The 25031-nt window shown below is 62.4% G+C and carries 29 protein-coding genes; 15 read left to right on the top strand and 14 right to left on the bottom strand.

What is annotated here, in order from left to right:
* The first annotated feature begins 170 nt into the window (after positions 1-170).
* Complete coding sequence (locus ACK2SD_RS15215; RefSeq protein ID WP_412460216.1) at positions 171-1391, top strand: putative DNA modification/repair radical SAM protein; 1221 nt, start codon at positions 171-173, stop codon at positions 1389-1391.
* Positions 1382-2215, top strand: a complete 834-nt coding sequence (locus ACK2SD_RS15220) for a TIGR03915 family putative DNA repair protein (RefSeq protein ID WP_116888006.1) — start codon at positions 1382-1384, stop codon at positions 2213-2215. Before ACK2SD_RS15215 ends, ACK2SD_RS15220 begins: the two co-directional genes overlap by 10 nt.
* 223 nt (positions 2216-2438) lie before the next feature.
* Here the strand turns inward: ACK2SD_RS15220 and ACK2SD_RS15225 are convergent, their stop codons facing one another.
* Positions 2439-3518, bottom strand: a complete 1080-nt coding sequence (locus tag ACK2SD_RS15225) for an ABC transporter substrate-binding protein (protein ID WP_412460217.1) — start codon at positions 3516-3518, stop codon at positions 2439-2441.
* A 216-nt stretch (positions 3519-3734) separates the two neighbouring features.
* Between ACK2SD_RS15225 and ACK2SD_RS15230 the strand changes: the two genes are divergently transcribed.
* The 3 genes from ACK2SD_RS15230 (at position 3735) to ACK2SD_RS15240 (ending at position 7587) form a co-directional block, all read left to right on the top strand.
* Positions 3735-5387, top strand: coding sequence for a nitrite/sulfite reductase (locus tag ACK2SD_RS15230; RefSeq protein WP_029614854.1), 1653 nt, complete (start codon positions 3735-3737; stop codon positions 5385-5387).
* On the top strand, positions 5371-5865 hold the full coding sequence (locus tag ACK2SD_RS15235; protein WP_412460218.1) for a DUF934 domain-containing protein: 495 nt from the start codon (positions 5371-5373) through the stop codon (positions 5863-5865). Before ACK2SD_RS15230 ends, ACK2SD_RS15235 begins: the two co-directional genes overlap by 17 nt.
* 141 nt (positions 5866-6006) lie before the next feature.
* Complete coding sequence (locus tag ACK2SD_RS15240) at positions 6007-7587, top strand: hypothetical protein (protein ID WP_412460219.1); 1581 nt, start codon at positions 6007-6009, stop codon at positions 7585-7587.
* 87 nt (positions 7588-7674) lie between these two features.
* Here ACK2SD_RS15240 and ureG read toward each other — a convergent pair whose 3' ends face one another.
* The 8 genes from ureG to ACK2SD_RS15280 are packed head-to-tail and all read right to left on the bottom strand — an operon-like array spanning position 7675 to position 13222.
* Positions 7675-8298, bottom strand: coding sequence for an urease accessory protein UreG (gene ureG, locus ACK2SD_RS15245; RefSeq protein ID WP_295481499.1), 624 nt, complete (start codon positions 8296-8298; stop codon positions 7675-7677).
* Between the two features lie 11 nt (positions 8299-8309).
* Positions 8310-8984, bottom strand: a complete 675-nt coding sequence (locus tag ACK2SD_RS15250) for an urease accessory protein UreF (RefSeq protein WP_412460220.1) — start codon at positions 8982-8984, stop codon at positions 8310-8312.
* A complete protein-coding gene (locus ACK2SD_RS15255; RefSeq protein WP_412460221.1) occupies positions 8984-9529 on the bottom strand; it encodes a HupE/UreJ family protein in 546 nt (181 codons plus the stop codon). The genes ACK2SD_RS15250 and ACK2SD_RS15255 overlap by 1 nt, the downstream gene beginning before the upstream one ends.
* 30 nt (positions 9530-9559) lie before the next feature.
* Positions 9560-10027 (bottom strand): urease accessory protein UreE, encoded by a 468-nt coding sequence (gene ureE / locus ACK2SD_RS15260; RefSeq protein ID WP_412460222.1) that lies wholly within the window; start codon positions 10025-10027, stop codon positions 9560-9562.
* Positions 10028-10037: 10 nt separating this feature from the next.
* Positions 10038-11741: an urease subunit alpha gene (gene ureC / locus ACK2SD_RS15265; RefSeq protein ID WP_116888001.1), complete on the bottom strand. Its 1704-nt coding sequence runs from the start codon at positions 11739-11741 to the stop codon at positions 10038-10040.
* The gene (locus ACK2SD_RS15270; protein ID WP_029614849.1) at positions 11738-12055 is read right to left on the bottom strand and encodes an urease subunit beta; all 318 of its coding nucleotides are present in this window, start codon (positions 12053-12055) and stop codon (positions 11738-11740) included. The genes ureC and ACK2SD_RS15270 overlap by 4 nt, the downstream gene beginning before the upstream one ends.
* 19 nt (positions 12056-12074) lie before the next feature.
* Positions 12075-12377, bottom strand: a complete 303-nt coding sequence (locus ACK2SD_RS15275; RefSeq protein WP_029614848.1) for an urease subunit gamma — start codon at positions 12375-12377, stop codon at positions 12075-12077.
* Between the two features lie 11 nt (positions 12378-12388).
* Positions 12389-13222: an urease accessory protein UreD gene (locus tag ACK2SD_RS15280; RefSeq protein ID WP_412460223.1), complete on the bottom strand. Its 834-nt coding sequence runs from the start codon at positions 13220-13222 to the stop codon at positions 12389-12391.
* A gap of 510 nt (positions 13223-13732) precedes the next feature.
* Here ACK2SD_RS15280 and ACK2SD_RS15285 point away from each other — a divergent pair.
* The 3 genes from ACK2SD_RS15285 to ACK2SD_RS15295 all read left to right on the top strand — a co-directional run bounded on the left by ACK2SD_RS15285 (position 13733) and on the right by ACK2SD_RS15295 (position 15192).
* On the top strand, positions 13733-14101 hold the full coding sequence (locus tag ACK2SD_RS15285) for a histone-like nucleoid-structuring protein, MvaT/MvaU family (protein ID WP_295481474.1): 369 nt from the start codon (positions 13733-13735) through the stop codon (positions 14099-14101).
* 223 nt (positions 14102-14324) lie between these two features.
* Positions 14325-14852 carry a lactoylglutathione lyase gene (gloA, locus tag ACK2SD_RS15290; RefSeq protein WP_412460224.1) on the top strand — a complete coding sequence of 176 codons (528 nt, stop codon included), beginning with the start codon at positions 14325-14327 and terminating at the stop codon, positions 14850-14852.
* A 97-nt stretch (positions 14853-14949) separates the two neighbouring features.
* The gene (locus ACK2SD_RS15295; RefSeq protein WP_029614844.1) at positions 14950-15192 is read left to right on the top strand and encodes a hypothetical protein; all 243 of its coding nucleotides are present in this window, start codon (positions 14950-14952) and stop codon (positions 15190-15192) included.
* Positions 15193-15232: 40 nt separating this feature from the next.
* Here the strand turns inward: ACK2SD_RS15295 and ACK2SD_RS15300 are convergent, their stop codons facing one another.
* Positions 15233-16054, bottom strand: a complete 822-nt coding sequence (locus tag ACK2SD_RS15300; protein ID WP_412460225.1) for a shikimate 5-dehydrogenase — start codon at positions 16052-16054, stop codon at positions 15233-15235.
* A 160-nt stretch (positions 16055-16214) separates the two neighbouring features.
* On the opposite strand from ACK2SD_RS15300, the gene ACK2SD_RS15305 reads away from it, so the two are divergent.
* Both ACK2SD_RS15305 and ACK2SD_RS15310 read left to right on the top strand, forming a co-directional pair.
* Positions 16215-16565, top strand: coding sequence for a hypothetical protein (locus ACK2SD_RS15305; RefSeq protein ID WP_039577049.1), 351 nt, complete (start codon positions 16215-16217; stop codon positions 16563-16565).
* A 105-nt stretch (positions 16566-16670) separates the two neighbouring features.
* Complete coding sequence (locus tag ACK2SD_RS15310; RefSeq protein ID WP_029614841.1) at positions 16671-16853, top strand: hypothetical protein; 183 nt, start codon at positions 16671-16673, stop codon at positions 16851-16853.
* Between the two features lie 64 nt (positions 16854-16917).
* Here the strand turns inward: ACK2SD_RS15310 and ACK2SD_RS15315 are convergent, their stop codons facing one another.
* A complete protein-coding gene (locus ACK2SD_RS15315; protein ID WP_412462326.1) occupies positions 16918-17562 on the bottom strand; it encodes a glycoside hydrolase family 19 protein in 645 nt (214 codons plus the stop codon).
* A 361-nt stretch (positions 17563-17923) separates the two neighbouring features.
* Here ACK2SD_RS15315 and pbpG point away from each other — a divergent pair, with 361 nt between their 5' ends.
* Complete coding sequence (gene pbpG, locus ACK2SD_RS15320) at positions 17924-18844, top strand: D-alanyl-D-alanine endopeptidase (RefSeq protein ID WP_039583114.1); 921 nt, start codon at positions 17924-17926, stop codon at positions 18842-18844.
* Positions 18845-18876: 32 nt separating this feature from the next.
* Here pbpG and ACK2SD_RS15325 read toward each other — a convergent pair whose 3' ends face one another.
* Both ACK2SD_RS15325 and ACK2SD_RS15330 read right to left on the bottom strand, forming a co-directional pair.
* A complete protein-coding gene (locus tag ACK2SD_RS15325; protein ID WP_039577044.1) occupies positions 18877-19296 on the bottom strand; it encodes a hypothetical protein in 420 nt (139 codons plus the stop codon).
* A 65-nt stretch (positions 19297-19361) separates the two neighbouring features.
* Complete coding sequence (locus ACK2SD_RS15330) at positions 19362-20063, bottom strand: NrtR DNA-binding winged helix domain-containing protein (protein WP_412460226.1); 702 nt, start codon at positions 20061-20063, stop codon at positions 19362-19364.
* 133 nt (positions 20064-20196) lie between these two features.
* Between ACK2SD_RS15330 and ACK2SD_RS15335 the strand changes: the two genes are divergently transcribed.
* On the top strand, positions 20197-20847 hold the full coding sequence (locus tag ACK2SD_RS15335) for a nicotinamidase (protein ID WP_412460227.1): 651 nt from the start codon (positions 20197-20199) through the stop codon (positions 20845-20847).
* Positions 20844-22043 (top strand): nicotinate phosphoribosyltransferase, encoded by a 1200-nt coding sequence (gene pncB / locus ACK2SD_RS15340; RefSeq protein WP_029614836.1) that lies wholly within the window; start codon positions 20844-20846, stop codon positions 22041-22043. The genes ACK2SD_RS15335 and pncB overlap by 4 nt, the downstream gene beginning before the upstream one ends.
* A gap of 58 nt (positions 22044-22101) precedes the next feature.
* On the opposite strand, the gene ACK2SD_RS15345 is transcribed toward pncB, so the two are convergent.
* A complete protein-coding gene (locus ACK2SD_RS15345) occupies positions 22102-23301 on the bottom strand; it encodes an S-(hydroxymethyl)glutathione dehydrogenase/class III alcohol dehydrogenase (RefSeq protein ID WP_412460228.1) in 1200 nt (399 codons plus the stop codon).
* Positions 23302-23439: 138 nt separating this feature from the next.
* On the opposite strand from ACK2SD_RS15345, the gene ACK2SD_RS15350 reads away from it, so the two are divergent.
* Both ACK2SD_RS15350 and ACK2SD_RS15355 read left to right on the top strand, forming a co-directional pair.
* Positions 23440-24426: a GlxA family transcriptional regulator gene (locus ACK2SD_RS15350; protein WP_412460229.1), complete on the top strand. Its 987-nt coding sequence runs from the start codon at positions 23440-23442 to the stop codon at positions 24424-24426.
* Positions 24427-24535: 109 nt separating this feature from the next.
* Positions 24536-24976 carry a DUF4440 domain-containing protein gene (locus tag ACK2SD_RS15355; RefSeq protein ID WP_412460230.1) on the top strand — a complete coding sequence of 147 codons (441 nt, stop codon included), beginning with the start codon at positions 24536-24538 and terminating at the stop codon, positions 24974-24976.
* Positions 24977-25031 lie beyond the last annotated feature (55 nt).

A 25031-nucleotide genomic window follows, 5' to 3' on the forward strand; every position in this document is an offset into this window, starting at 1 on the left:
GCTCAGACACCACGCCTGCAGACGGCCCGCTCCGAACGAGGACTTTGCTCCTCGCCTTCGGGCGGGCCGTCTTGCTACAGGGCATCCATTCGCCCGCTGATCGGAAAGGCTCTTGCAAGCAAGCCATTCTCTTAATACTGTATGAAAAGCCAGTATATCGAGAAGCCTTCATGCAACTCATTGCCAAGCTCGGCATTCTTGCCGACGCCGCCAAGTATGATGCGTCCTGCGCCAGCAGCGGCGCGCCCAAGCGCAGCTCTCGCGGGCAAGAGGGGCTGGGCGCAACCAATGGCATGGGCATCTGCCACAGCTACACGCCTGACGGTCGATGCGTGTCGTTACTCAAGATACTGCTCACCAACTTTTGCTTGTACGACTGCCAGTACTGCGTGAACCGCCGCTCCAGCAATGTACCCAGGGCGCGTTTCAGCCCCGAGGAGGTGGTGCGTCTAACGCTGGATTTCTACCGCCGCAATTGCATCAGTGGTCTGTTCCTGAGCTCGGGCATCATCCGCTCGGCCGATTACACCATGGAGCAGTTGAACCGCGTCGCACGCCTGCTGCGCGAAGAACATGGTTTCCGCGGCTACATCCACCTCAAGACCATTCCCGATGCCGATCCGATGTTGATCGAGGAAGCCGGACGTCTGGCCGATCGCTTGAGCGTGAACGTCGAATTGCCCACCGACGCCAGCCTCAAACGCCTGGCGCCGGAGAAGCAGGCGCACACGATTCGCCAGGCCATGGGCATCATTCATCAGGGCCAGCAGGCGGTGGCCGGCGAGCCGCGAGCACCGCGGTTCACCCCGGCCGGTCAAAGTACTCAGGTGATCGTGGGTGCCGATGCCACCGACGACAGTACGCTGCTGCGCAATGCCGAATCGCTCTACCAGGGCTATGGCCTCAAGCGCGTCTACTATTCCGCCTTCAGCCCCATTCCTGACAGCCCCAACAGCGTGCCATTGGCCGCCCCACCGCTGCTGCGTGAGCACCGCTTGTACCAGGCCGATTTCCTCATGCGCGGCTATGGCTACAAAGCCGGCGAACTCCTCGGCCAGACCGGCAACCTGGCGCTGGACGTCGACCCCAAGCTGGCCTGGGCCCTGGCCAATCGCGACGTCTTCCCGCTGGATCTGAACCGCGCCGAACCCGCCCTGCTTGCCCGCATTCCCGGCATTGGCCTGCGTAGCGTTCAGCGCTTGGTGGCGCTGCGACGCGAGCGGCGCATTCGCTACGATGACCTGATTCAATTGCGCTGTGTGCTGGACAAGGCGCGCCCGTTCATCGTCACCACCGATTACCGACCTGCCCAAAGCGAATTGCGCAGCGGTTTGCTGAGAGAGCGCTTGCGCGAACCGCAAGCGCCCGTGCAGATGAGCCTGTGGGCATGATCGCGCTGGACTGCGACGACCTGTTCAGCACCTGGCGCTCTCAGGCGCGTACGCTACTGGGGCACGGCATCGACCCGAGCGAGGTCACCTGGGGCCAAGGCCCAATCGACGATCTGCTCGCACTGCCGACTCCGCTACCCGAAGGACCAGGCCCGTTCAGAGCGCGCATACCGGCTACGCTGCTCGAGCAGCTTGAACAGGCCGCACGTTACCGGGGTGATCAACGCTGGAACATGCTGTACGAGGTGCTGTGGCGCGTCGCCCATGGCGACCGCACGGCCATGCTGGCCGGCGACCGGCTTGGCAGCGAGTTGCACAGGCGAATCAAACAGGTCAGTCGTGAAGCCCACCACCTGCACGCGTTTCTTCGTTTCGTCCCGTTGCCAGAACCGATTGCCAGCCATTTGCAATTGGATCTGGTGGCCTTTCACGAGCCCGCACACGACATTCTCGAAAGCGCCAGCAGTCACTTCGCCGACCGCCTCGGACGCCAGCGCTGGCTGATTGCGACGCCAGAAGATGGCATCCGTTTCGATGGGGCGCAATTGGACTACCGCCGACGCTGTCCGCCCGAATGGATCGAGTGGGCTAGGCACGCCGAAGATCCCGGCGCGGAACTCTGGCGCACTTACTACCGCTCCACATTCAATCCTGCTCGGCTCAATCCCGACGCGCTACGCTTGCACATGCCTGGCAGGTTCTGGCGGCACTTGCCTGAGGGCATGCTCATTCCGCAACTTGAAGGGCTCGCTCGCCAAGGTAAACAACGCGACGGGCAGGCACTGGAAGTTGGCCAGCAGCGGGGTAAACGGGTGGGGCGCTAAGCCCGGCGTGAACCGGCAGCTTTGCGTCAGGGATGTCCGAGCCAATAGACAGCGGTCACCACCACCAGCACGATCAGACACAGGATCGCCCAGGTGTCGACGCTGACCGCGGGTTTGCGCAGCTTGGTAGGATTAGCCATTGCATTGCCTCTTGGAGTGATTATCGGAATGCACGTCACCCAGCAGTAAAGCCCAGCAATGCCCTTTGCTCAAGCAAGGTCTTTCAGTAATCGACGGGTGACGTCAAAAATGGGTAGCGGTAATCACTGGCCTTGCCCTGCGCGCTGTAGCGACGGAAATCGATGCCGTAGTCTGCCCGCTCTTGCAATGCCAACCAGCGCCGCGCCTTCGCCGGGTCGATCGGCTGCAATACCGGTAGGGTGCGCACCGTGTGACCGTCACGATCAAGCGCCAGGCCCAAGGCATCATCGTGCAGCATCACCATCGCCCAGCCGCCCAAGCTGAAATGCCCTCCGACCAGTGCGCTTAGTCGCCCATCGATTCGCGCCCGCAGCGCTTCGGGGGAACTGTTGATCGCGCTGAATAGCACATCGCGCCCCGGCACCCTGCCCGCCGCTTCGAACGCCTGCATGGCCCCAAAGGCCATCTCGTCGTTTGCCGACCACACCAGACGCACCTTCGGATAGCGTTGCACCAGAATCTGCGCCTGCTCGAAAGCCCGCTGGCGGCTCCAGCCACCGGAAACCACCTGACGCAAACGGACTTGGGGAAAATCAGCGAGCGCCCGGCGCATGCCCTGCTCACGCAATTGCGAGGCGGGCGTGGTGCTGATGCCCGAGAAGGCCAACAACTCGATGGGGCCGCTCGTCACTGGAAGACTGGCGACCAGATCGCGCAGCATCTGGTAACCGGCCTGCTCGTCGTTGGTGATCAGTGCACCCAGCAACGGTGCATAGCTACCAGGCCGCGCCTTCACCGAATCGGCCTGGCTGCGCGTCAGGCCGTTGTTGACCAGCACCAGCTTGATCCCGCTACCTCGGGCCAGGCGCATCACCTCCGGCGCTGCATATTGTTCGTTGACCAACATCAGATAGTCGGGTTTGTGTGGGCTGCGCAGCAACGCACGGACCTGTGCCAGTTGCCGTTCGGCCTGGCGCTCACCGTATTGCACCTGCAACTGCATGCCCAGATTGTCCGCAGCCGCCTGCATGAACCGCGTATAGCTGACCCAGAATGTTTCGTCTGAAAGGCCCGGGTTGAGAAACACTACCGAGGCCGCCTGCGCGTTGGCCATCAGCGCCAACCCGAGACAAAGGCCGTGACACAGTGCTCTGAAGAGCATTAGGAAAATCCCTACAGCACAAAGGGAAACAGTATACGGGCCTAGCGAGAGGGTTAGAGCAAATAGCAGACAATCTCACTTAGTCCAAATGGTTCTTTTTATATGCAAAAACATCACTTTTGCGCATAAATGCACTCTGCTATCGTTCCCCCGCTCCGATCCGGAGTGCGCGGCCGTGCGCGCGATTAGCTGCATGCAGCCTGAGACAGGACTTTTATGTACGTATACGACGAGTACGATCAGCGGATCATCGAGGACCGCGTCAAGCAGTTCCGTGATCAGACCCGCCGCTACCTGGCCGGTGAGCTGAGCGAAGAAGAATTCCGCCCTCTGCGCCTGCAGAACGGCCTCTACATCCAGCGTTTCGCCCCGATGCTGCGCGTCGCCGTGCCCTACGGTCAGTTGAACGCGCGCCAGGTCCGCATGCTGGCCAAGATCGCCCGCGACTACGACAAGGGCTACGCACACATCAGCACCCGGCAGAACGTGCAGTACAACTGGCCGGCGCTCGAAGACGTTCCCGAGATCCTGGCCGAGCTGGCCACGGTGCAGATGCACGCGATCCAGACCAGCGGCAACTGCCTGCGCAACGTCACCACCGACCAGTTCGCCGGCGTTGCTGCGGATGAATTGATCGACCCGCGCCCATGGTGCGAGATCGTGCGTCAGTGGACCACCTTCCACCCCGAATTCGCCTACTTGCCGCGCAAGTTCAAGATCGCCGTCAACGGCTCGAAGGACGACCGCGCCGCCATCGAAGTGCACGATATCGGCCTGGAGCCGGTGTACAACGCGGCCGGAGAGCTGGGCTTCCGAGTTCTGGTCGGCGGTGGCCTGGGCCGTACCCCGGTGATCGGTGCGTTCATCAACGAGTTTCTGCCCTGGCAGGACCTGCTCAGCTACCTCGATGCGATCCTGCGCGTGTACAACCGTTACGGCCGACGTGACAACAAGTACAAGGCGCGCATCAAGATCCTGGTCAAGGCGCTCACCCCTGAGGTCTTCGCCGAGAAGGTCGAGGCGGAGATGGCCCACCTGCGCGGCGGCAGCACCACGCTGACCGAGGCGGAGCTGCAGCGCGTGGCCAAGCATTTCGTCGACCCGCAGTATCTGGCGCTCGACAACGTCGACTTCACTGCCCTGGAGCAGGAAAACCCAGGTTTCGCCCGCTGGCGCTCGCGCAACACCCGTGCCCACAAGAAGCCCGGCTATGTCGCCGTTACCCTGTCGCTCAAGCCCACCGGCGTGGCGCCGGGCGATCTGACCGACAAGCAGCTCGATGCCGTCGCCGATTTGGCCGATCGCTACAGCTTTGGCCACCTGCGCACCTCGCACGAACAGAACATCATTCTTGCCGACGTCGAGCAGCGCCAGTTGCACGCGCTGTGGCTGGAACTGCGCGAAAGCGGTTTCGCCACGCCGAACATCGGCCTGCTGACCGACATCATCTGCTGCCCGGGCGGTGACTTCTGCTCCCTGGCCAACGCCAAGTCGATCCCGATCGCCGAATCCATCCAGCGCCGTTTCGACGACCTGGACTATCTGTTCGACATCGGCGAGCTCGACCTCAACATTTCCGGCTGCATGAACGCCTGCGGCCACCACCATGTGGGCCACATTGGCATCCTCGGCGTGGACAAGAAAGGCGAAGAGTTCTACCAGGTCTCGCTCGGCGGCAACGCTGCGCGCGACGCGAGCCTGGGCAAGATCCTCGGCCCGTCCTTCGCCCAGGACGACATGGCCGATGTGATCGAGAAACTGATCAACGTCTACGTCGAACGACGCAACGAAGACGAACGCTTCATCGACACCTATCAGCGTATCGGCATCGACCCATTCAAGGAACGCGTCTATGCAGCGAATCATTAAGCACAACGAAATCGTCGACGAGACCTGGCACCTGCTGCCCAAGGACGCCTCTTTCGATGAGCTGAGCAACTGCGACGACTACATCGTACCGCTGCAGATGTGGCGCGATCATGGCCACGCGCTGCTCGCGCGTGACGGCGGACTGGGCGTGTGGCTGGACAGCGACGAGGAAGCCGAGGAAATCGCCGAGCAGGTGCAGCACTTCCAGGTCATCGCGCTGAATTTCCCGGCCTTCACCGACGGACGCAGCTATTCCAACGCCCGTCTGCTGCGTGATCGCTATCAGTACAAGGGCGAATTGCGTGCCATCGGCGATGTACTGCGCGACCAGTTGTTCTACATGGCGCGCTGCGGCTTCGATGCCTTCGCTATCCGTGCCGACAAGGATCCGCAGGACGCACTGCAAAGCCTGAAAGACTTCTCGGTGACCTACCAGGGCGCCACCGACGAGCCGCTGCCTCTGTTCCGCCGCCGCTGACCGTCGCCGCTTATCCGTTACACCAAGGTAGAGCCGCTCCCTCTCGGAGCGGCTTTCACCGCCCCAACGCTCCGCCATTTTCCTCATGCATTTCATTGCCCGGCCGATACCCCGATATCCACTCGAATCGGCAGGACGCTCATGACTTCGATCACCGCCGTGCAAACCCTCGCCCCGAGGGTCGCCCTCGCGCAACCGCCCACAGCACTGACCAGCGCCGCAGATACCCTGACCGCCGCCGCCAATGTGCCGAGCAGCACCGTCTCCCTGGGGCAGCCGACCATCGCCAGCGAGCCGCAAACCTACACTCGCCAAGGGCTGCTGCCCGGGCAGACGCGCTATGTCTGGGAGAACGACAGCCAGGACAAGCTGGCTACCTCGCTGCTCACAGCGTTCAAGACGTCCAGTACCGCCGGACGTTTCAACGGCATCGGCGCGGCGTTGATCGAGCAGTTGGTACGCAACGGCGGCAGCGGCATTTCGCAATCGGTTTTCGCCGTTAGCGACGACTCGCCCATCAACCCTGCGGTGCTGAAGCTGCAGCAGACACGCTTGCGCGAGAACCCTGACAATGGCGTCAGCTTCAGCCTGACCACGGCCTCCGGCGCGACCATCAGGCTGTCGCTGGCCAGCGGCGAGAAAGGCCTGGCGGTCAGCGCCGAGGTGGATGGCGGCGAATTGAGCGACGACGAACTGCGCGGTTTGGGCAAACTCGCCGACAGCTTCCAATCGACCATCGATGGCTTGAACGCACAGCCCCCGCAGTTGAAATTGGGCGCACTGGCCAAGCTCGACACCACCCTGTTCTCGTCGCTGCAGATGAACGCCAAACTGCAGACGCCCACCGGCGAACAGCGTTTCACCCTCGACCTCAACGAGCGCACGCGCAAGCTCAGCCTGGAAGGCCCCACGGGGGACGTTCGCCTGAGCCTCGACACCCATGACGGCGAGCTGCTGGGCAGCGCAGATCAACGCAAGGCCGCGATCGCCAACTACCTGACCCAGTTCGATGCCGCCCAACGCCGCGGCCGCGCCGATGAGAATCTGATGGGCCTATTCAAGGACGCCTTCAGCCAGCTCAACAGCCTGGACGACACCCGCCCGACCGCTGTGCAGAAACCGTTCTCCATGACCGACAAGGACCGCGCCCTGCTCAGTGGCCTGGCCGATTTCAGCGCCTCGATCAGCGAAACTGCACAACGTAGCAACCCGATGCGCCAGGACGAAACGGACAGTTTCACCTTCAGTGCGTCGCAGCAGACCGATATTCAACGCCAGGGCCTGCTGGACTATTCGGTGCAGCAGCGCCAGCAAAGCAAGCTCGATGCCTCGTTCCACCAGGGTGCCAATCCGCTCATGGCGCTGTCGCTGGGCAGCGACCGCGAATCGCAGAACTACAGCTACCATGTGATCGACGACCAGGCCAGCAGCACCACGCGCCTGGGCTTCGACAAGGGCAAGCTGGTCGAAGCCAGTGCTACCCAGCAGGCGAGCCAGAAGGAGCGCATCCTCACCTACGTCAACGGCGACCTGAAGAGCGACGTGACCACGCCCAAGGCCGTGACCCAGTCGCGCAACCTGCAAAGCCTGCTCAAGGACGCGTTCGAGCAAGAGCGCATCGCTCAGCGCGACCGCGGCGACTCGGTGCTCGAAGGGCTGTTGCAGGGCCAGCGCAGCCAGTGGTGGCTGCAGACGGATCCGGCGAAGATCGCGGCGGGATGAGCGACACCGTGCGGCGCCTGCCCTGCGGCCACAGCCGCGATGCAGGCGCCGCGATTGCACGCACCGACTACGCCCAGACGACCCACACTATCCCCTGACCCCGAGCATGCCGCGATCAACGATGAAATCGATGATCGCCTGCAAGCCTTCGCCTTTCTTCAGGTTGCTGAACGTCCACGGCCGCGCTGGGCGCATGCGGTTGGTATCGCGCTCCATCACCTCCAGCGACGCACCCACGTAAGGCGCCAAGTCCGTCTTGTTGATGACCAGGAAGTCCGACTTGGTGATCCCCGGTCCACCCTTGCGTGGAATCTTCTCGCCTTCGGCCACATCGATCACATAGATCGTCAGGTCGGCCAACTCGGGGCTGAAGGTGGCGCTGAGGTTGTCGCCACCGCTCTCGACGAAGATCACCTCCAGGTTGCCGAACTTGCGCGCCAGCGCTTCTACCGCCGCCAGGTTCATCGAGGCGTCCTCACGGATTGCGGTATGCGGGCAGCCGCCGGTTTCCACACCGACGATACGCTCGGGCTCCAGCGCGCCGGCTTCGGTCAGGATGCGCTGGTCTTCCTTGGTGTAGATATCGTTGGTGACCACGGCGATGTGGTAGTGATCGCGCATGGCTTTGCACAGCGCTTCGAGCAGCGCGGTCTTGCCTGAGCCGACCGGGCCGCCGACACCGACGCGCAGGGGTTGCTGATAGCTTTGCATGCAGGTAGTCCTCAAGAACGGAACAATCGGGTGTATTGGGTTTCGTGACGCGAAGAAGCAATGGCCAGCAATGGCAGTCCGCCGCCGAGCTGGTCGTCTCCGCGCATCAGCGCCTGATCGAGCACAGTGGGCAACTCGGCGCTCAGATCGCGTAGCAGGGTCTGTGCCGCCTGCTGGCCGAACGGCACCAGCTTGACACCGGCCATCACCGCACCTTCCAGCCAGGCGAAGCCGTGGCCCAGGGCCAAGTCGCGCAAGGGAATGGCCCAGTGCGCGCCCAGCCAGGCCATGCCGCCGAGCTGCGACAGCTCGAGACTGTCGCGCCAGGCCGGGGCCTGAGCGAGTTGCCAGCCGTCGAGCAGACGCGCAAACGCGCTGCCGCGCTGGCGCTCCTCCAGGCGCAGCTCGGCCGTCTCGCGGTTGGCCAGGAGGAATCGCGTCCAATGGCCGAAGGCGTCGGCATCACCGTCTTGGCAGGCCTGATACAAGCGCGCCAACAGCGGCCAGTCCAGCCCGCCGAGGGTGTCGTGCAGTTGCTCGCGCTGCCAGGTGCAGAAGCCCGCGGTATCACGCACCCAGCCTGCTTCCACGGCCCACTCGAGGCCCTGCGAATAGGTGAAGCCACCCACTGGCAGGCCGGGGCTGGCCAGTTGCAGCAGGCGCAGCAGCGCCAGGTCGGCGCTCATCAGCCGACCAGCACGAAGGCAGCGCCCGCCAGCAGGCCGCCGCCGAACAACTGCTGCAACTTGCTCTGGCGACGCAGCAGGCAACCGACGCCGAAGCCGGCCACCAACAGCAACGCGCTGACGCTGACGAAACCTGCGCTGAACACCCAGAATGCGCTCGGGGTGGCCTCGACACCGTGGGCCCAGCCGTGGAACAGGGCGAACACCGGCATGACCAAGGCCAGCAGCATCTGCCGGCTGGGCAGCAACAGTGCGCCGGCAGCCACGACCAGCGACAGGGTGATCAGGGTTTCGACACCGACCAGGTCACCGACCAGATGACCCAGCACAGCGCCGCCGAACATCGCCGACAGCGTGGCCAGAGGCAGCGACAGGGTACGGCCCGTCAGCGCGGCCAATACGCCGGTCCCCAGCAGCATCAGCAGATGGTCCAGGCCGGTCAATGGGTGCAGCAGGCCATCCTGCAAGGGGTTGCTGTCGTGACCGGGGTGAGCGAAGGCTGGCAGGGCAATCATCAGCAACGCGAGGGCTAGGGTTTTTTTCATGGTGTGCTCCAAGGCAGTTCTTCAATAGATTTACAGGCGGACGAAGGGGTGATTGTGATGGTGTCCGTGCGCAGCGCTCTGATAGGCGCCCGCCTCCGGCTCGAACGGCGCCTGCTCCTGCAGCACATCGAGGCCTAGGCCGCTGACCATTTCGTCCAGCACATGGTCGTGCTGGTAGCGCAGCAGGCCAGGCTCGATCTGCAGCGGTACGTGACGGTTGCCCAGGTGATAGGCGGCACGGGCCAGCAGCAGCGGATCGGCGCAGCGCACCGTCGACACCTGCTCGGGCGCCGCCAGCACGCGCACTGCGTGCAGGCCGTCGGCATCGGCGAGCAGTTCGCCGCCGCGCAGCAAATGCCCGCGCGCCAGCATCAGGCCGGCCTCACGGCCATCATCGAGGGTCACGCGCAGGCGGCTCTTGATCCGGCTGTCCACGTCCAAGGTAACGGTGCCGGTCACCGAGGCGGCCTCGGCGATGCGGCGAGTCAGGACAATCATGCTTGCTCCTTCAAAACAGAAAATAGCGCTGGGCCAGCGGCAGTTCGCTGGCCGGCTCACAGACCAGCAGTTCGCCATCGGCACGCACCTGGTAGGTCTGGGCATCGACTTCGATCACCGGTTGCAGGCCGTTATGCACCATGTCCGCCTTGCGCACCCGACGACAGCCTCGGGTCACGCCGATGAGGCTGCGCAGCCCCAGCTCGTCGGGCAGCCCGCGATCCAGGGCGGCCTGGGGCAGAAAGGTCATGCGCGTGGCGTGGCGCGCATCGCCGAAACTGCCGAACATCGGTCGGTAATGCACCGGTTGCGGCGTGGGGATCGAGCCGTTGACGTCGCCCATGGGGGCGGTGACGATCATCCCACCCTTGATCACCAGCGCCGGCTTGACGGCGAAGAAGGCGGGCGACCAGAGCACCAGGTCGGCCAGCTTGCCCACTTCCACCGAGCCCACTTCGTGGGCGATGCCATGGCTGAGCGCCGGATTGAGGGTGTACTTGGCGATGTAGCGCTTGACCCGGAAGTTGTCGCTGTAGTCGCCATCGGGTGCCAGCGGGCCGCGACGCAGCTTCATCTGGTGCGCCACCTGCCAGGTACGCAGCACCACCTCGCCCACCCGGCCCATGGCCTGGGAGTCGGAGGAGGTCATGGAAAACGCCCCCATGTCGTGAAGGATGTCTTCGGCGGCAATGGTTTCGCGGCGGATGCGCGACTCGGCGAAGGCGACGTCTTCGGCGATGCTCGGGTCCAGGTGATGGCAGACCATGAGCATGTCCAGGTGCTCATCGACGGTGTTGCGGGTGTAGGGCAGTGTCGGATTGGTCGAGGATGGCAGCACGTTGGCCTGGCCGGCTGCGCGGATGATGTCCGGTGCATGCCCGCCACCAGCACCCTCGGTGTGGAAGGTGTGGATGGTGCGGTCGCCGATGGCCGCCAGGGTGTCTTCGATGCAGCCGGACTCGTTGAGGGTATCACTGTGAATGGCCACCTGAATGTCCATTTCTTCGGCCACGCCCATGCAGCAATCGATGGCCGCCGGCGTAGAACCCCAGTCCTCGTGCAGCTTCATGCCCATGGCGCCGGCGGCAACCTGCTCGCGCAGGGGCTCGGGTCTGGAGACATTGCCCTTGCCCAGCAAGCCGATGTTGATCGGCAGACAGTCTGCGGCCTGGAGCATGCGTGCCAAGTACCAGGGGCCCGGGGTGCAGGTGGTGGCGTTGGTGCCGGTAGCAGGTCCGGTTCCGCCGCCAATGAAGGTGGTGACGCCGCTGGCCAGCGCTTCATCCACCTGCTGCGGACAGATGAAGTGAATGTGGCTGTCGATGCCGCCGGCGGTGACGATCTTGCCTTCGGCGGCGATCACCTCGGTGCAGGCGCCGATCGGAATGGTGACCCCAGGTTGCACATCGGGGTTGCCAGCCTTGCCGATGGCCACGATGCGCCCGCCACGTACGCCGATGTCGGCTTTGACGATCCCCCAGTGGTCGATGATCAGCGCGTTGGTCAGCACCAGATCGACCGCGTCGGCGGCGACCATCTGACCTTGCCCCATGCCGTCGCGAATCACCTTGCCACCGCCGAACTTGACCTCCTCGCCATACAGCGTGAAGTCCTTTTCCACCTCGACCCACAGCGCGGTATCGGCCAGCCGTACGCGGTCGCCCACGGTGGGGCCGAACATGTCGGCGTAAGCCCGCCGAGAAATGCGGCTCATGCCCTGCCCTCCAGCGTGCCCATCACCTGGCCTTGGAAACCATAGACTTCGCGCTTGCCGGCGTAGCTCACCAGCTGCACGGTGCGCGATTGACCAGGCTCGAAGCGCACGGCTGTGCCGGCGGGAATGTCCAGGCGAAACCCGCGCGTCGGTGCGCGTTCGAAGACCAGCGCCTGGTTGACCTCGAAGAAGTGATAGTGCGAGCCGACCTGGACAGGGCGGTCGCCGTGGTTGGCCACACTGACGCTGACCCGCTCGCGGCCGACGTTGAGTTCGATGTCGCCCGCGGCGACCTGGATTTCTCCGGGAATCATGCTTGCCTCCTGGGCAGGTTCAGACGATCGGCTCGTGCACGGTCACCAGCTTGGTGCCGTCAGGAAAGGTCGCTTCGACCTGGATGTCATGGATCATCTCCGGCACGCCGTCCATGACCTGATCGCGCCTCAACACCTCGCGTCCCAGACTCATCAGTTCCGCGACCGTACGGCCATCGCGGGCGCCTTCCATCACCGCAGCACTGATCAGCGCCACCGCTTCTGGGTAGTTGAGCTGCAGTCCACGGGCCAGGCGACGCTCGGCCACCAGCGCGGCGGTGAACAGCAGCAGTTTGTCTTTCTCTCGGGGGGTCAGCTCCATGGCGGGCTCTCTCAGGTGGCCCAGATGCGCGGCGGGCACGGTGCCAGGCCGAGAACGGCCGGGCGCAGCACATGCCAGAGGCGCTGCAGGGTACGTTGCAAATGTTGGTTGTCGTGGTCGAGCAGGCGGATGACCAGTAAAGGCCCGAGCAGCGTGGCGCCAGCCGGGATGTTCAGTTCCTCGAGCAACTGACGCACCTGGTCGAGCAGGTGCGTGTCGGCCGGCGCGGCGCAGAACGTCGCCACGAGGGGGTGACCGCCGAGCTTTTCCAGCCGCCCGCCTTCGATGCGCAAGCGCTCGTGCAGGCCTGGATCGTCCGGCAGGTCGATGCGCAAGCAACTGTCCAGGACGCCGTGGTCGAAACGTTCGTTCATGGCTGGTCGGCCCAGGCACAGCGTTTCCCAAGCCAGTAACCGAGCGCCAGGCTCAAGCGTGAAACGACTCTCCAGGCGCACTCGGGCCCCGTCGAACAGGATGCTGTCCTGGGGCAGCCACTCCAGTGTGCTGCCGGCCTGCAGATGGAAATGTTGGGCGACCTGGGCGGTCGGCCCGATACTGCGGTAGAACTTGCTCGCGCCGGGCATGGTGAGCAAGGCATGACTGCCCGACTCCAACTGTATGTCGAGCTCCAGACGGTCACCGGCCACGATGCCGCCGGGTGGATGGAGAATATAGACATGACAGGGCGCGCCCTCCGGATAGAACGGACGCTGCACCAGAAGAGGGCCAAAATGCTTGCGCGCACCAAGACGAGTCACAGTTTCGCGTTGAACAAAGCGCAACTGCAGGAACGCGCTCCAGCCTTGGTCATGGTGCAAATTATCGAGTTGTAGCGCGAACGCCATCCTGCCGCCCCTGAAATCCGTGGTTCGGGCCACCTTCGAGTCACCGACGCGCCTAAGTGCAAGGCTGGGTGTGGGTGGCCTGTGCGAGATCGCCATCGAGATATTGCAGGTTGCGGGCCAACCGCGCGCATGAACAATGATGAAGAGTACGCGCCGGCATGGGGCGCACAGGGCCAGCGTGCTCGATCTCAGGGCTGGCGTGAGCGCGTTTTCGGTGCCAGACCGGCAATCGGGATCGAGCGCCGGATTAGCGCAATAGGTTATGCATCGGTTTGCATCCCGTTCCGAAGGCTGAATCCCGACCACGGATGAATGCGATAAACACCCCAAAGATGCAGCACGGGCGAACGGGAAAGTTCAAACATTCAGATATAAAAGTTGAGGTTTACCGAACTCCAGCACCCGACTACACTCCCAACACATAAGCAGTTTCTCTATCCAAGCGGCCAGCCTTAATTGTTCGAGCATGCTTTTTAAAGCTTGCCGCGCCCACTGACGGGAGTAGTCATAGTGTCCAGACTTGCAGAGTTTCGCGCAGCGGAAAAAGCACTCCAGGAGCAAATCGCCCAACTGGAAGCCATGAAAAAGGATTCCAGTCTCAAACGTGAAATAGAATTCGAACAGAAACTTCTCGGGCTGATGAAGACCTATGACAAGGGCCTGCGTGAAATCGTCGCGATCCTTGATCCAAAGGCCTCCAAAGCGCCCGCAAAAACTACAGGGAGTGCGCCGAAACAGCATCGCAGGCCTCGTGTGGTCAAGGTCTACGAAAACCCGCATACCGGCGAGCTGATCGAAACTAAAGGGGGCAACCATCGGGGCCTCAAGGCCTGGAAAGAACAGTACGGTGCAGCCACCGTGGATTCTTGGGTTCGCTGATGAAACGTCAACGCCCGCTTCACAGTTTTTTCACAAGCCGTGGGCGAATATTGAAGCAGCTAAAGGATTAGCGACCCCATCAAGCGCCCGCACATGCGGGCCTCTAATTCCAGCGCCCTGCTCATGCAGGGCGCTTTCGTTTGCGCAATCGGTTCAGTGCCGTATCATGGGCGTTCTGTTTTTCCGTCGACACTCAGGTGTCGACCCCGTCTGTGGAGTTCCCATGAGCCTGAATGATCTGCAAACACTGCCTGGCGTTACTGCCCAGCCCGACAGCGCAACCGCCCAGTTCGTGTTCAACCACACCATGCTGCGGGTCAAGGACATCGAGAAGTCGCTGGACTTCTACACCCGCGTTCTGGGTTTTCGCGTTGTCGACAAACGTGACTTCCCCGCTGCCGAGTTCAGCCTGTACTTCCTGGCCTTGGTGGATCCGGCACAGATTCCCGTCGATGACGCCGCACGTCACCAGTGGATGAAATCAATTCCCGGTGTTCTGGAACTGACCCACAACTACGGCACCGAGAAAGATCCCGAGTTTGCCTACCATGATGGCAATACCGATCCACGCGGCTTTGGTCACATCTGTGTCTCGGTACCCGATGTACGCATCGCCTGCGAGCGCTTTGAAGCGCTCGGCGTGCCCTTCCAGAAACGCCTGCAGGACGGGCGGATGAACCACTTGGCTTTCATCAAGGATCCGGACGGCTACTGGGTCGAGGTGATCCAACCTACCGAGCTCAAAGGCTGACTCCAGCCCACACGCTCGTCGGGGCCGGGAACTTCCGGCCCTTCGTTGTGGTACATAGCAAGAGGCCCTTGCACACCACCACAGCGAGGTAATCACGATGCAATCCCTTCATTGCGAGTACCGCGATCACACCATCACCGCCAGCGTGATGCCGCACCCTGACTCTCCCCTGCCCTACGCCGCTGGCTGCCTGATCACTGATCCAGAGGGTCATACCAGCCGACGTTTCTCGATACCCATGAAGTTCTTCTCGGATCTGGAGAACGCCCAGCATGTGTCACTGGCGCACGGACGGGCGCTCGTGGATGAGCGCTTGGACCGGGGACAACAGGTTGTCTGAACCTGTAGCGGCCATCACGGGCTGATCCGTGATGGTCGCTTCAACCTTCCCGTGCGTAGGCCACGGCGGATTCGACTTGCTCGGGCGTCGGCCTGATCCCGGTGTACAACACGAACTGCTCGAGCGCCTGCAACGCGATCACCTCCAACCCTGTGATCACAGGTTTACCCAGCTTCTCGGCCAGTTGCACCAAGGGCGTACGGACCGGCAATGCCACCACATCGAATACCCGCTCGGCAGCGGCGACCGCCGCATGCGGGAAGGCAAGCGCCTGCGCGTCCGCGCCACCGGCCATCCCGATGGGCGTGACGTTGATCAGCATCGGCGGGCATAGGTCGCCCAGCTCGGGCTGCCAGGCGTAACCGCAGACATCTGCCAACTGGCGCCCTGCCTGCTCGTTGCGGGCGACGATCAGCCCCTGGTTGAATCCGGCATCGCGCAAGGCACTGGCTACCGCCTTGGCCATGCCGCCGCTGCCGCGCAGAGCGAAGGCCGTTTGCGGGTCGAGCCCGTGCTGCTCCAACAACTGGCGCACCGCCAGGTAGTCAGTGTTGTAGGCTTTCAGACGGCCCTGCGTGTTGACCAGCGTATTGACCGATTCGATCGTCGCAGCGGAGGGATCGATTTCGTCCACCAGCGCCATGCACGCCTCTTTGTAGGGCATGGATACGCCACAGCCGCGAATGCCCAGGGCGCGGATGCCGGCCACTGCGGCCGGCAGGTCCTCGGTGGTCATGGCCTTGTAGTAATAGTCCAGACCTAACTGCTGGTAGAGATGATTGTGAAAGCGCACGCCAAAGGTGCCCGGCCGACCGGCCAATGAAATGCACAGTGTGGTGTCCCTGCTGGGTGCGATGGTCATCTTAGCTGAAGTCCTTGCGAGCTGAATCGATTCGCGCAGCGTAGCAGAGACGACCGCCGGTCGTCCTTACATAACCTTTACCTTGTCTTCGCACTGGCTTGACGGTTTTCCCGGTCTTATGAGCAAGCCCCATAGGTGGGGTCATCGCGAGGATCCATTCATGAATCGTCTCATCCCCGGAATCGCCCTGCTGGTCGGTGCCCTGGCCGTCAGCGGCCCTGCGGCGGCCCATGGTCACGGCTGGGGTCCAGGTCCGGTGCTTGGCGCCGCAGTGGTCGGTGCAGTCGTTGGCGCTACGGTCTACGGAGGGCATGACCGCACGGTGTATGTCGAGCGCGCGCCGACCTACTATGCGCCTCCACCGGTGTATGTACAGGCACCGCCACCCCCGCCGCCACCTCCGGGGTATTACCAACCCTACGTGGTCGAACGTTACGTGCCGGCGCCACCCCCGGTGTATCGCCGCTACTACGGACCACCGCCGGTGTATTACGGCCCGCCGCGGTGGTGAGCCACGGCGACCGTTGATAAAACTAATGACCACTATCGATGAAGTTGATTTTCACCTACACCAGGGACTGGGTAAGTTAGCAACATGTTCCGCAGGAGGTTCATCATGCCCACTATCCAAATCGTCTCAGTCGTAGGCAGTGCAGTCCCGGCCACGCTACGTGCGCAAGGACTGCTGGCTTGCTGGTATCTGGTGCGCAATGGCGAACCGGTCGGCGGCCCGGTGACGTCGCGGCACATGGCGCAAGCCATGGCAGATCGACTGGAAGCGGACGTGCTGACCGCCTGAAACACCTGTTCTTGCGTTGCTCCTTACGCTCTCTTGACCCGCCTTCTGGCGGGTTTTTTTTGCGCTACGCTGAGCCGATCGGTTTACCGAGCACCTCCAGCGCTCTCTGGTACAGCGCCATCCGTTGCGCAGCACCATGCGCAACACGTCCGGGCTGGCCGGTGTTGATGATGCTACCTATATCCGCGATTTCCTGCGCATCGGCCAGTTCATTCAAACCATGACTGGCCCACCACCACGCTGCGGACTGCGCAGCGGCTTCGGCCCCCTCCAGCAGCTCCGGTTGCTCTTCCAGGGGCAGCCCAAGTGCCTGAGCGGCCGCACGGTAGTTGTCCCGTCCGGTCAATTGGATCAGACCGCGTCCGCGATAGCGCCAGCCATCGCCTGAGTCTGCCGGACCATTGCCCATACGGGCGCTGTAGACATGATTGGCAATTTTCTCCGGCTGACGCGCGCAGGCTTCAGCGGTCTGCGCGTCAAACCGCTTGGGCCAGATCCGCAACAAGGCTTCGGCGCTGTAGTTGAGGTTTTCTACAAGGCAGCACAAATGTGCCGACTCGTGTCCCACCTGGGCGATAAAGGCGGCGAGTCGCAGAGGGCGGTCGATTTCCCACTGCGATACAGCACCATTGAGGGCGGGCAGGAACGATTCGGCGACGGGGCGCGAGTGGGGAAGTATGTGCAGCAATTGCTGCTCGGTAATCCGCATTGGGTAGTCTCCGGCCAAGAAACGCATGATGAACGTGGCTCGATCTGGCCGCATATGGCGGGATGACCGAGGCCGCCGTGCAGCTTGCGCACCCCAGTTGTGCGGTACAACGCGGCAACGTTTCCTGCCTTCGCTCCAGCGCAGCGAGACGCTGCAGGTGGTGTCACCTCAGCGCTGAATCCACCCGTAGACCTGTCCAGGTCACCGGCGCGAAATCGAAACAAGAATTAAATTTCCTTCACCTTGCGCCCATTCGGAATAAGGCATTCGACAGGGATCGGGCCATACTCCAGAATGCGCCGATCAGCCAAGGGGAAACCCTTGCCCAGCAACGACATACCCAAGAGTAGTGAGCCTCAACGTGAAAACTTCCCTGTCCATCTTCAGCCTCTTGCTGGCGCTCACAGGAACAATGACATTCCCGACGACCGCGGCTGCGCAGTCTTCGATTCAGGAGCAGCGCGACCCTTCCAAGCTGCACCTGGCGTCCGGCAGCGCGCTGCTGATCGACCTGAACACCAACAAGGAGCTGTACGCTAGCCACGCCGATCGTGTTGTTCCTATCGCTTCGGTCACCAAGCTGATGACCGCGATGGTGGTGCTCGACGCCAAACTGCCGATGGACGAAATGCTCACCATGACCATCGCCAACAACCCAGACCTCAAGGGCGTGTTTTCCAGGGTCAGGCCCGGCAGCGAACTGAACCGCCGCGAGACCTTGCTGATCACCCTGATGTCGTCGGAAAACCGCGCGGCCAACAGCCTCGCCAACCACTATCCTGGCGGCTATCCGGCGTTCATCAAAGCGATGAACGCCAAGGCGCGCAGCCTGGGGATGAGCAAGACGCGCTATGTCGAGCCGACGGGCCTGTCGACTCAGAACGTCTCCACCGCCCACGACTTGGCCAAGCTGCTGATCGCCTCGCGCAAGTACCCCATGCTCAGTGAACTGTCGACCACCCGCGAGAAGACCGTGGCGTTCAGAAAGCCCAACTACACCCTGGGCTTTCGCAACACCGACCATCTGGTCAACAAGAGCAATTGGGACATCAAGCTGACCAAGACCGGCTTCACCAATGAAGCAGGGCATTGCCTGGTGCTGCTGACGCGCATGGACAACCGTCCGGTGGCGATGGTGATCCTCGACGCCTACGGCAAATTTACCCACTTCGCCGATGCCGGACGCCTGCGCCAGTGGCTGGAAACCGGGTCGGCCAAGGCCGCACCGGCGGTAGCGATGCAGTACAAGTCCGATCGCCAGGGTCGAGCGCGGGTGGAGTGACACACGCGGGCGGCCACCCAGGGCCGCCCGTTTCAGGCCTGGGTGCTGACCATACCGCCCGAGCTGCTGCCACCCGATTTGGTCAGGGCCTTCAGCAACTCAGCGGTGGCCTTGAGAATCTGGCCATTGATAGCCGCGATCTGCCCCTGAGCGCCTGCAACTGCAGCCATCTTGGCCTTTTCCTCCATCGGCTGCGCCTGAATCTCGGCCAAGCGTTTCTGTGCCTCGGCCAACTGCTTCTGCAATTCTTTGATCAGGTCACGCATCTGCTTGATATGTGCTGGCTCATCGCTCTGCTCGCTGGCCTTGGCCTGTTCGGCCTTGCTCGCCTGCGTGGGCATCTGCACCTCGACGGTATTCGCCTTTGCAGTCGTCTGCTCACTGTCTCCACTGGCCTGAGCAGAGGATTGCGTCCCTTGAATCGTGAAGTTGACGCCGGTGATTCCGACCATTTCCTGTCTCCGCAAAGCGTTTGATCAAGCCTGTTTATCGACCGCAAACCGCCGATCTTGAGCCCTCAGCCCTCCGGCAACAGGCTGCGCTCGAACAGAAACGGCCCGTTGGCATGCGGCAGATGCTCGTAGACCTGCTGCGGTCGACCCAACCGTGGCTGAATGCGCTCGCCCGTATCACGCACCCAGCCCGCGTCCTTCAGGCGCTCCAGGCGTTTGCGCAATGAGGTGTTGTTGACCGTTCGCCCCAGACACGCCTGGGTCGCAGTCAGCGCCTCGAGCACGGTGAAACGTGCGGGCAACAGGTACAGGGGCAAGCTGCTGTAGAGGCTCTTGGCGGCCAGACGCTCACAGGCTCGCTGGATCAGCAGGGCGTGGTCGAATGGCAGCACCACTTTGCGCGCCGACAAGTCGTCCAGGTCGAAGAACGCCTGCTGTTCACCGTCGAGCACCTGTGCCGGATCGAGCAGGGCCAGATAGTAGGTGCTCAGCGACCAACCCCGTGGATCGCGAAACGCATTGCCCTCGGTACCGACCTGCTCCAGGTGCCGTGGCAGCACCTGAGCTTTTTCCTGCAACGCTCGCGCGGCGGCGGCATCCAAGCTGTTGTCTGGTGTACGGCCATTGACGATCACCCCCGGCAACGCCCATTGGCCCAGATGCGGTTCGCGTTCGCGGCGATGCAACAGAACCTGAAGGCGCTGAGCCTGCAAATCCAGGCGCAAGGCAACGATGTCCACGCTGGCCATGACGGCTATCGAACTCATCTCGACTCCTTTTTTCAGCCTATATTCCACCAGGTATTTTTTATGATGCAAGCCAAATCCCATAAATAAAAGCGCTTGACACACTTAAACTACCAGATGGATTATGTAGCCATTCCAGCCGAGGAGCCTTCCGATGAAAATCGCCAGTTTCGACGTAGACGCCCAGAACGGCTTCACTGCCAACGCCCCGCTCGAGCTGCCTGTGCCTGGCGGCCATCTGATCGTCCCGGCACTCAATGCCATGGCCCGCCGCGCCGATCTGCGTCTGGGCAGCAAGGACGCTCACCCGGCCAAGGCGGCCTGGACAGTCGATGAGGCCAGTCAAATGCTGCAACCCTTGCCGCTGGCCAACGCCGACCTGACCTGGGTCAGCCACTGCGTGCCGGGCACGCCAGGCTTCGAACTGCTGCCTGGCCTGCCGGCCCCGATCGACTACGACTACTTCGTCTGGAAAGGCGTGGAACCCGATCTGCATCCTTACGGCGCCTGCTACCACGACCTGGCCGAGCGTCGCTCCACCGGGGCGATCGAATTTCTCAAGGTGCAGGGCGTGGAAACGGTGATCGTCGGCGGCCTGGCGCTGGATTACTGCGTGCGAACCACCGCCTTGCAGCTCAGGCGCGCCAGTTTCCAGGTGTTGCTGTACCTCCCAGCCTGCCGCGCCCTGAGCACCCAGGGCGGCGAAGACGCCTGCTCCGAATTGACCCGCGCCGGCGTGCTGACATGCCCTGACGAAGCCGCACTCGACCGCCAACTGGCCCTGCTCAAGGAGACCCGCCCATGAGCGACGACGTATTCGCCCCACGCATCATCCAGAACTTGCTGGACACCGATTTCTACAAGATCACCATGATGCAAGCGGTCTTGCACAACTACCCTAACGCCGAAGTGGAGTGGGAGTTCCGCTGCCGCAACGCCGAAGACCTGTCGCCCTACCTTGCGGAGATCCGCTATCAGATCGAACAGTTGGCCGATGTCTCGGTCACTCACGACCAGCTCGCTTATCTGGAAAAGATCCCTTTCATCAAGCCGGACTTCATCCGCTTTCTCAGCCTGTTCCGCTTCAACCTGCGGTATGTCCAAGTCGGCCTGGACGATGCCGGGCAACTGGCGATCCGCGTGCGCGGGCCCTGGTTGCACGTGATCCTTTACGAAATCCCTCTGCTGGCGATCGTCTCCGAGGTGCGCAACCGCTACCGCTATCGCGAAGTGACCATGGAGCAGGTCGGAGAACGCCTGTATCAAAAGCTCGACTGGCTCAAGCGCGAAGCCAGCGCCGATGAACTGGCGGGCTTGCAACTGGCCGACTTCGGTACCCGCCGTCGATTCTCCTATCCGGTCCAGGAGCAGGTGGTACGCATCCTCAAGCACGATTTTCCGGGCCGTTTCGTCGGCACCAGCAACGTGCACCTGGCCCGTGAATATGAACTTCGGCCGATTGGCACCATGGCCCACGAGTGGTTCATGGCCCACCAGCAACTCGGTCCGCGCCTGGTCGACAGCCAAGTGGCCGCACTGGAATGCTGGGTGCGTGAATATCGCGGCTTGCTGGGCATCGCGCTGACCGACTGTATCGGCATGGATGCGTTCGTCAGGGACTTCGATCTGTATTTCGGCAAGCTCTTCGATGGCCTGCGTCACGACTCGGGCGATCCGCTGGCCTGGGCGGAAAAAGCCATCGCCCACTATCAGCGCCTGGGCATCGATCCGTTGAGCAAGACCCTGATCTTCTCCGACGGCCTGGACTTCGCCAAGATGCTGCAGCTCTACCGCGCCTTGCATGAGCGCATCAACGTCAGCTTCGGCATCGGCACCCACCTCACCTGCGACATTCCCGATGTGACACCGATGAACATCGTGATCAAGATGACCGCCTGCAACGGCGCGCCGGTGGCGAAAATTTCCGACAGTCCGGGCAAGACTCAATGCCGTGACGAAAACTTCGTCGCCTACCTGCGTCATGTGTTCAACGTGGTCTGATGCAGACCACTGCTGTCGCCGGCACCGGCAAGGCCGGGCGGCGACAGCGGATCCTCAATCAGGCAAGCCGCTCGACGGGCTTGGGGATGACTCGACCGTTACGGTCCAGGATTACGCCCGGCAAGTCATGGCTAAGCGTTTCGCGCTCCTGGAAATGGATGACCGAGCGGATCGCCTCACCGCGTTTGAGTAAGTCGAAGGCGATGTTCAGCGACTCATGGTCCATGTTGTGAGTGATGTAGGGATCGACGTCGATCTCGCCGCGCAGCCATTCGTCGACCATTCCCGGTAGCTCGGAGCGCCCCAGCACCCCACCGAACGCACTCCCTTTCCACGTTCTTCCGGTGACCAGTTGAAACGGCCGCGTGGCGATTTCTTCGCCGGCACCGGCAACGCCGATGATGATGCTCTCGCCCCACCCTTTGTGGCAGCACTCCAGCGCCGCGCGCATGAGCTCAACGTTACCCACGCACTCGAAGGAAAAATCGACGCCACCATTGGTCATGTCGATGATCACATTCTGCAGCGGCTCCCGGTAATCCCGTGGGTTGACGCATTCGGTCGCACCGAGGGTTTTGGCCAGGGCGAACTTGTTGGGGTTCACATCGATGCCTATGATGCGGCCGGCGCCCTGCAGCACCGCGCCCTGGATCACCGCCATCCCGACAGCGCCCAGGCCAAAGACCGCCACCGTGTTGCCCGGACGTACCTTTGCGGTATTGCGAACGGCGCCAATGCCTGTAGGAATGGCGCAGCCCATGATCGAGGCTTTGGCCAAGGGCGCAGCGGGATCGATCTTGGCCACGGCGATCTCCGGCAGCACCGTGTACTCGCTGAAGGTTGATGTGCCCATGTAGTGGAAAATCGTCTGCCCTTTATAGGAAAAGCGGCTGGTGCCGTCCGGCATCAGCCCTTCGCCTTGAGTCTTGCGAATGGTCTGACACAGGTTGGTCTTGCCGGATTGGATAAAGGGACAGTTAGGATCCTCCGGCGTGTACAGCGGTATGACATGGTCACCCGGTTTGACCGAGGTCACCCCACGTCCGACGTCCTCGACAATCCCCACCCCCTCATGGCCGAGAATGCACGGAAACTTGCCTTCCGGATCACGCCCGGAGAGGGTGAAGACATCGGTGTGGCACAGACTGGTGGTCACGATTCGAATCAATACCTCGCCGTCCTTCGGACCTTCCAGATCGATTTCTTCGAACTCAAGGGGCTGGTTCGGCACCCACGCGATGGCTGCACGTGTTTTCACAGGTCGTCTCCGTTATGTTATTACGTTTGAGACTTTACCTTAGCGGGCGGGTTCTGAAAGCGTCTGGTCTGCACCTTGGCCAGATCTGACAGCGATTTGTCCGCCAGCCAACGCATCAAGAAGAAAAAGGCGCTACTGATGTCACCCACCACCTTTTGCGACCCGCCCCACCGCGTGCACATCGTCATCTACTCGGGTTTCAAATCGTTCGAGGCTGTGGCGGCTGCCACGGTGTTGGACTACGCCAATGCGCACCTGGCCGCAGTAGGCAAGTCCCCCGCCTACGACATTCACCTGGTGGCACCGAAGGCTGGTCTGATCCACTCCGACACCCTGATCGCATTGCAGGCGCAGGGCCTGGACGAGGTGCCAACTGCGCACACCGCCATGGTCGTAGGTGCCCGCGATATCGAGGCAGCGGTGAGTGAGCATCGCCGCATCGTCGACTGGTGTAGGCATGAAGCGGCGCCCTTGCAGCGACTGGTCGGGGTCTGTTCAGGGGCGTTCTTCCTAGCTCAGGCCGGCTTGCTGGACGGTCTGCAGGCCACTACGCACTGGAGCGTGGCCGCCAGGCTGGGCAGCGATTTTCCCGCTGTAAAGGTGCAAGCCGAAGCGATTTTCATCCGTAACGGACGAATCTGGACCTGCGCGGGCGTCTGCGCGGTACTCGACCTGAGCCTCGCCCTGGTCGAGCAGGACCTGGGCGCAGATGTCGCGCTGGCGGTCGCCCGCGATCTAGTGATCTACCTCAAGCGCCCCGGCGGCGAACCACAGTTCAGTCAACACTTGGGTAGTCAAATGACCCCGCACGATGGCGTTCGAGAACTTCAGCAGTGGATTCTCGGGCATCTGGATCAAACGCTGGACCTGGACAGTCTTGCAGCGCGCGCCAACATGAGTCCGCGCAACCTGCGGCGGGTCTTTCACAGGCACACGGGCCGCTCGCCTGCGCACTTCATCGAGCGGGCCCGCCTGGAACAGGCCCGACGCCTGTTGGTCGATGGCGACGCGGCACTCAAGCGCATCGCTGCGCAGTGTGGGTTCGGCTCCGAGCAGCATATGCGTAGGGTTTTTCAACGACATTTGGGCATGACGCCCAGGATTTATCGAGCGCAAAACGGATGAAGCACGTTAGGGAAGTCCAATCAACCTGAATTTCAATGTTATATTATAACATTTGAAACATAATCCAACCGTCCTAACTCCCGCCCCTTCCGTCACTCCAGAGCCCACCATGACCCATAACCCAGCAGTCGCCTCCCACCCAACCGACCTTTACGCCGACACCGAGATGGCCTGCCTCGCCGGCGCCAAAGCCGCGCTCTATCGCTGGGCTGCGACCGTGGCCACGCGCGATGTCGACCAGGTGCTGGCCCTCTACGCCGAAGACGCGATCCTGGTGCCGACCTTGTCCAATCAGGTACGCGACTGCCAGGACAGTCGCCGCAACTACTTCGAGAACTTCCTGGCCAACGACGGCCTGGTCTGCGATATCCAGGTGTTCAAGAAGCGCGTCAGCCGCAAGCTCGGCACCGTGGTGGTCGGCGGCCTGTACACCTTCGTCTACCGCCAGGCCGGCGAACAGCGGGTGGTGCCTGCGCGTTTCCTGTTCACCTTCGAACGCATCGAAGCGCAGTGGCTGATCACCGGCCATCACTCCTCCATCGAGGCCTGAGCAGCCCCGCGCACGCCGAGCGCGCAGCCGCAGATTCTTTGCCGGCCCTCTCGTT

Source organism: Pseudomonas sp. SC11 (assembly GCF_047039205.1).
GTDB lineage: Bacteria > Pseudomonadota > Gammaproteobacteria > Pseudomonadales > Pseudomonadaceae > Aquipseudomonas > Aquipseudomonas boreofloridensis.

Coding starts and splice junctions, on each gene's coding strand:
- ACK2SD_RS15235 (WP_412460218.1), top strand. CDS start 5,371: ATGCAGCGAATCATTAAGCACAACGAAATCGTCGACGAGACCTGGCAC.
- ACK2SD_RS15230 (WP_029614854.1), top strand. CDS start 3,735: ATGTACGTATACGACGAGTACGATCAGCGGATCATCGAGGACCGCGTC.
- ACK2SD_RS15315 (WP_412462326.1), bottom strand. CDS start 17,562: ATGCGGATTACCGAGCAGCAATTGCTGCACATACTTCCCCACTCGCGC.
- ACK2SD_RS15350 (WP_412460229.1), top strand. CDS start 23,440: ATGTCACCCACCACCTTTTGCGACCCGCCCCACCGCGTGCACATCGTC.
- ACK2SD_RS15255 (WP_412460221.1), bottom strand. CDS start 9,529: ATGAAAAAAACCCTAGCCCTCGCGTTGCTGATGATTGCCCTGCCAGCC.
- ACK2SD_RS15215 (WP_412460216.1), top strand. CDS start 171: ATGCAACTCATTGCCAAGCTCGGCATTCTTGCCGACGCCGCCAAGTAT.
- ACK2SD_RS15275 (WP_029614848.1), bottom strand. CDS start 12,377: ATGGAGCTGACCCCCCGAGAGAAAGACAAACTGCTGCTGTTCACCGCC.
- ACK2SD_RS15295 (WP_029614844.1), top strand. CDS start 14,950: ATGCAATCCCTTCATTGCGAGTACCGCGATCACACCATCACCGCCAGC.
- ACK2SD_RS15280 (WP_412460223.1), bottom strand. CDS start 13,222: ATGGCGTTCGCGCTACAACTCGATAATTTGCACCATGACCAAGGCTGG.
- ACK2SD_RS15240 (WP_412460219.1), top strand. CDS start 6,007: ATGACTTCGATCACCGCCGTGCAAACCCTCGCCCCGAGGGTCGCCCTC.
- ACK2SD_RS15250 (WP_412460220.1), bottom strand. CDS start 8,984: ATGAGCGCCGACCTGGCGCTGCTGCGCCTGCTGCAACTGGCCAGCCCC.
- ACK2SD_RS15335 (WP_412460227.1), top strand. CDS start 20,197: ATGAAAATCGCCAGTTTCGACGTAGACGCCCAGAACGGCTTCACTGCC.
- gloA (WP_412460224.1), top strand. CDS start 14,325: ATGAGCCTGAATGATCTGCAAACACTGCCTGGCGTTACTGCCCAGCCC.
- ACK2SD_RS15355 (WP_412460230.1), top strand. CDS start 24,536: ATGACCCATAACCCAGCAGTCGCCTCCCACCCAACCGACCTTTACGCC.
- ACK2SD_RS15330 (WP_412460226.1), bottom strand. CDS start 20,063: ATGAGTTCGATAGCCGTCATGGCCAGCGTGGACATCGTTGCCTTGCGC.
- ureE (WP_412460222.1), bottom strand. CDS start 10,027: ATGATTGTCCTGACTCGCCGCATCGCCGAGGCCGCCTCGGTGACCGGC.
- ACK2SD_RS15300 (WP_412460225.1), bottom strand. CDS start 16,054: ATGACCATCGCACCCAGCAGGGACACCACACTGTGCATTTCATTGGCC.
- pncB (WP_029614836.1), top strand. CDS start 20,844: ATGAGCGACGACGTATTCGCCCCACGCATCATCCAGAACTTGCTGGAC.
- ACK2SD_RS15225 (WP_412460217.1), bottom strand. CDS start 3,518: ATGCTCTTCAGAGCACTGTGTCACGGCCTTTGTCTCGGGTTGGCGCTG.
- ureG (WP_295481499.1), bottom strand. CDS start 8,298: ATGCAAAGCTATCAGCAACCCCTGCGCGTCGGTGTCGGCGGCCCGGTC.
- ACK2SD_RS15305 (WP_039577049.1), top strand. CDS start 16,215: ATGAATCGTCTCATCCCCGGAATCGCCCTGCTGGTCGGTGCCCTGGCC.
- ACK2SD_RS15325 (WP_039577044.1), bottom strand. CDS start 19,296: ATGGTCGGAATCACCGGCGTCAACTTCACGATTCAAGGGACGCAATCC.
- ureC (WP_116888001.1), bottom strand. CDS start 11,741: ATGAGCCGCATTTCTCGGCGGGCTTACGCCGACATGTTCGGCCCCACC.
- ACK2SD_RS15270 (WP_029614849.1), bottom strand. CDS start 12,055: ATGATTCCCGGAGAAATCCAGGTCGCCGCGGGCGACATCGAACTCAAC.
- ACK2SD_RS15310 (WP_029614841.1), top strand. CDS start 16,671: ATGCCCACTATCCAAATCGTCTCAGTCGTAGGCAGTGCAGTCCCGGCC.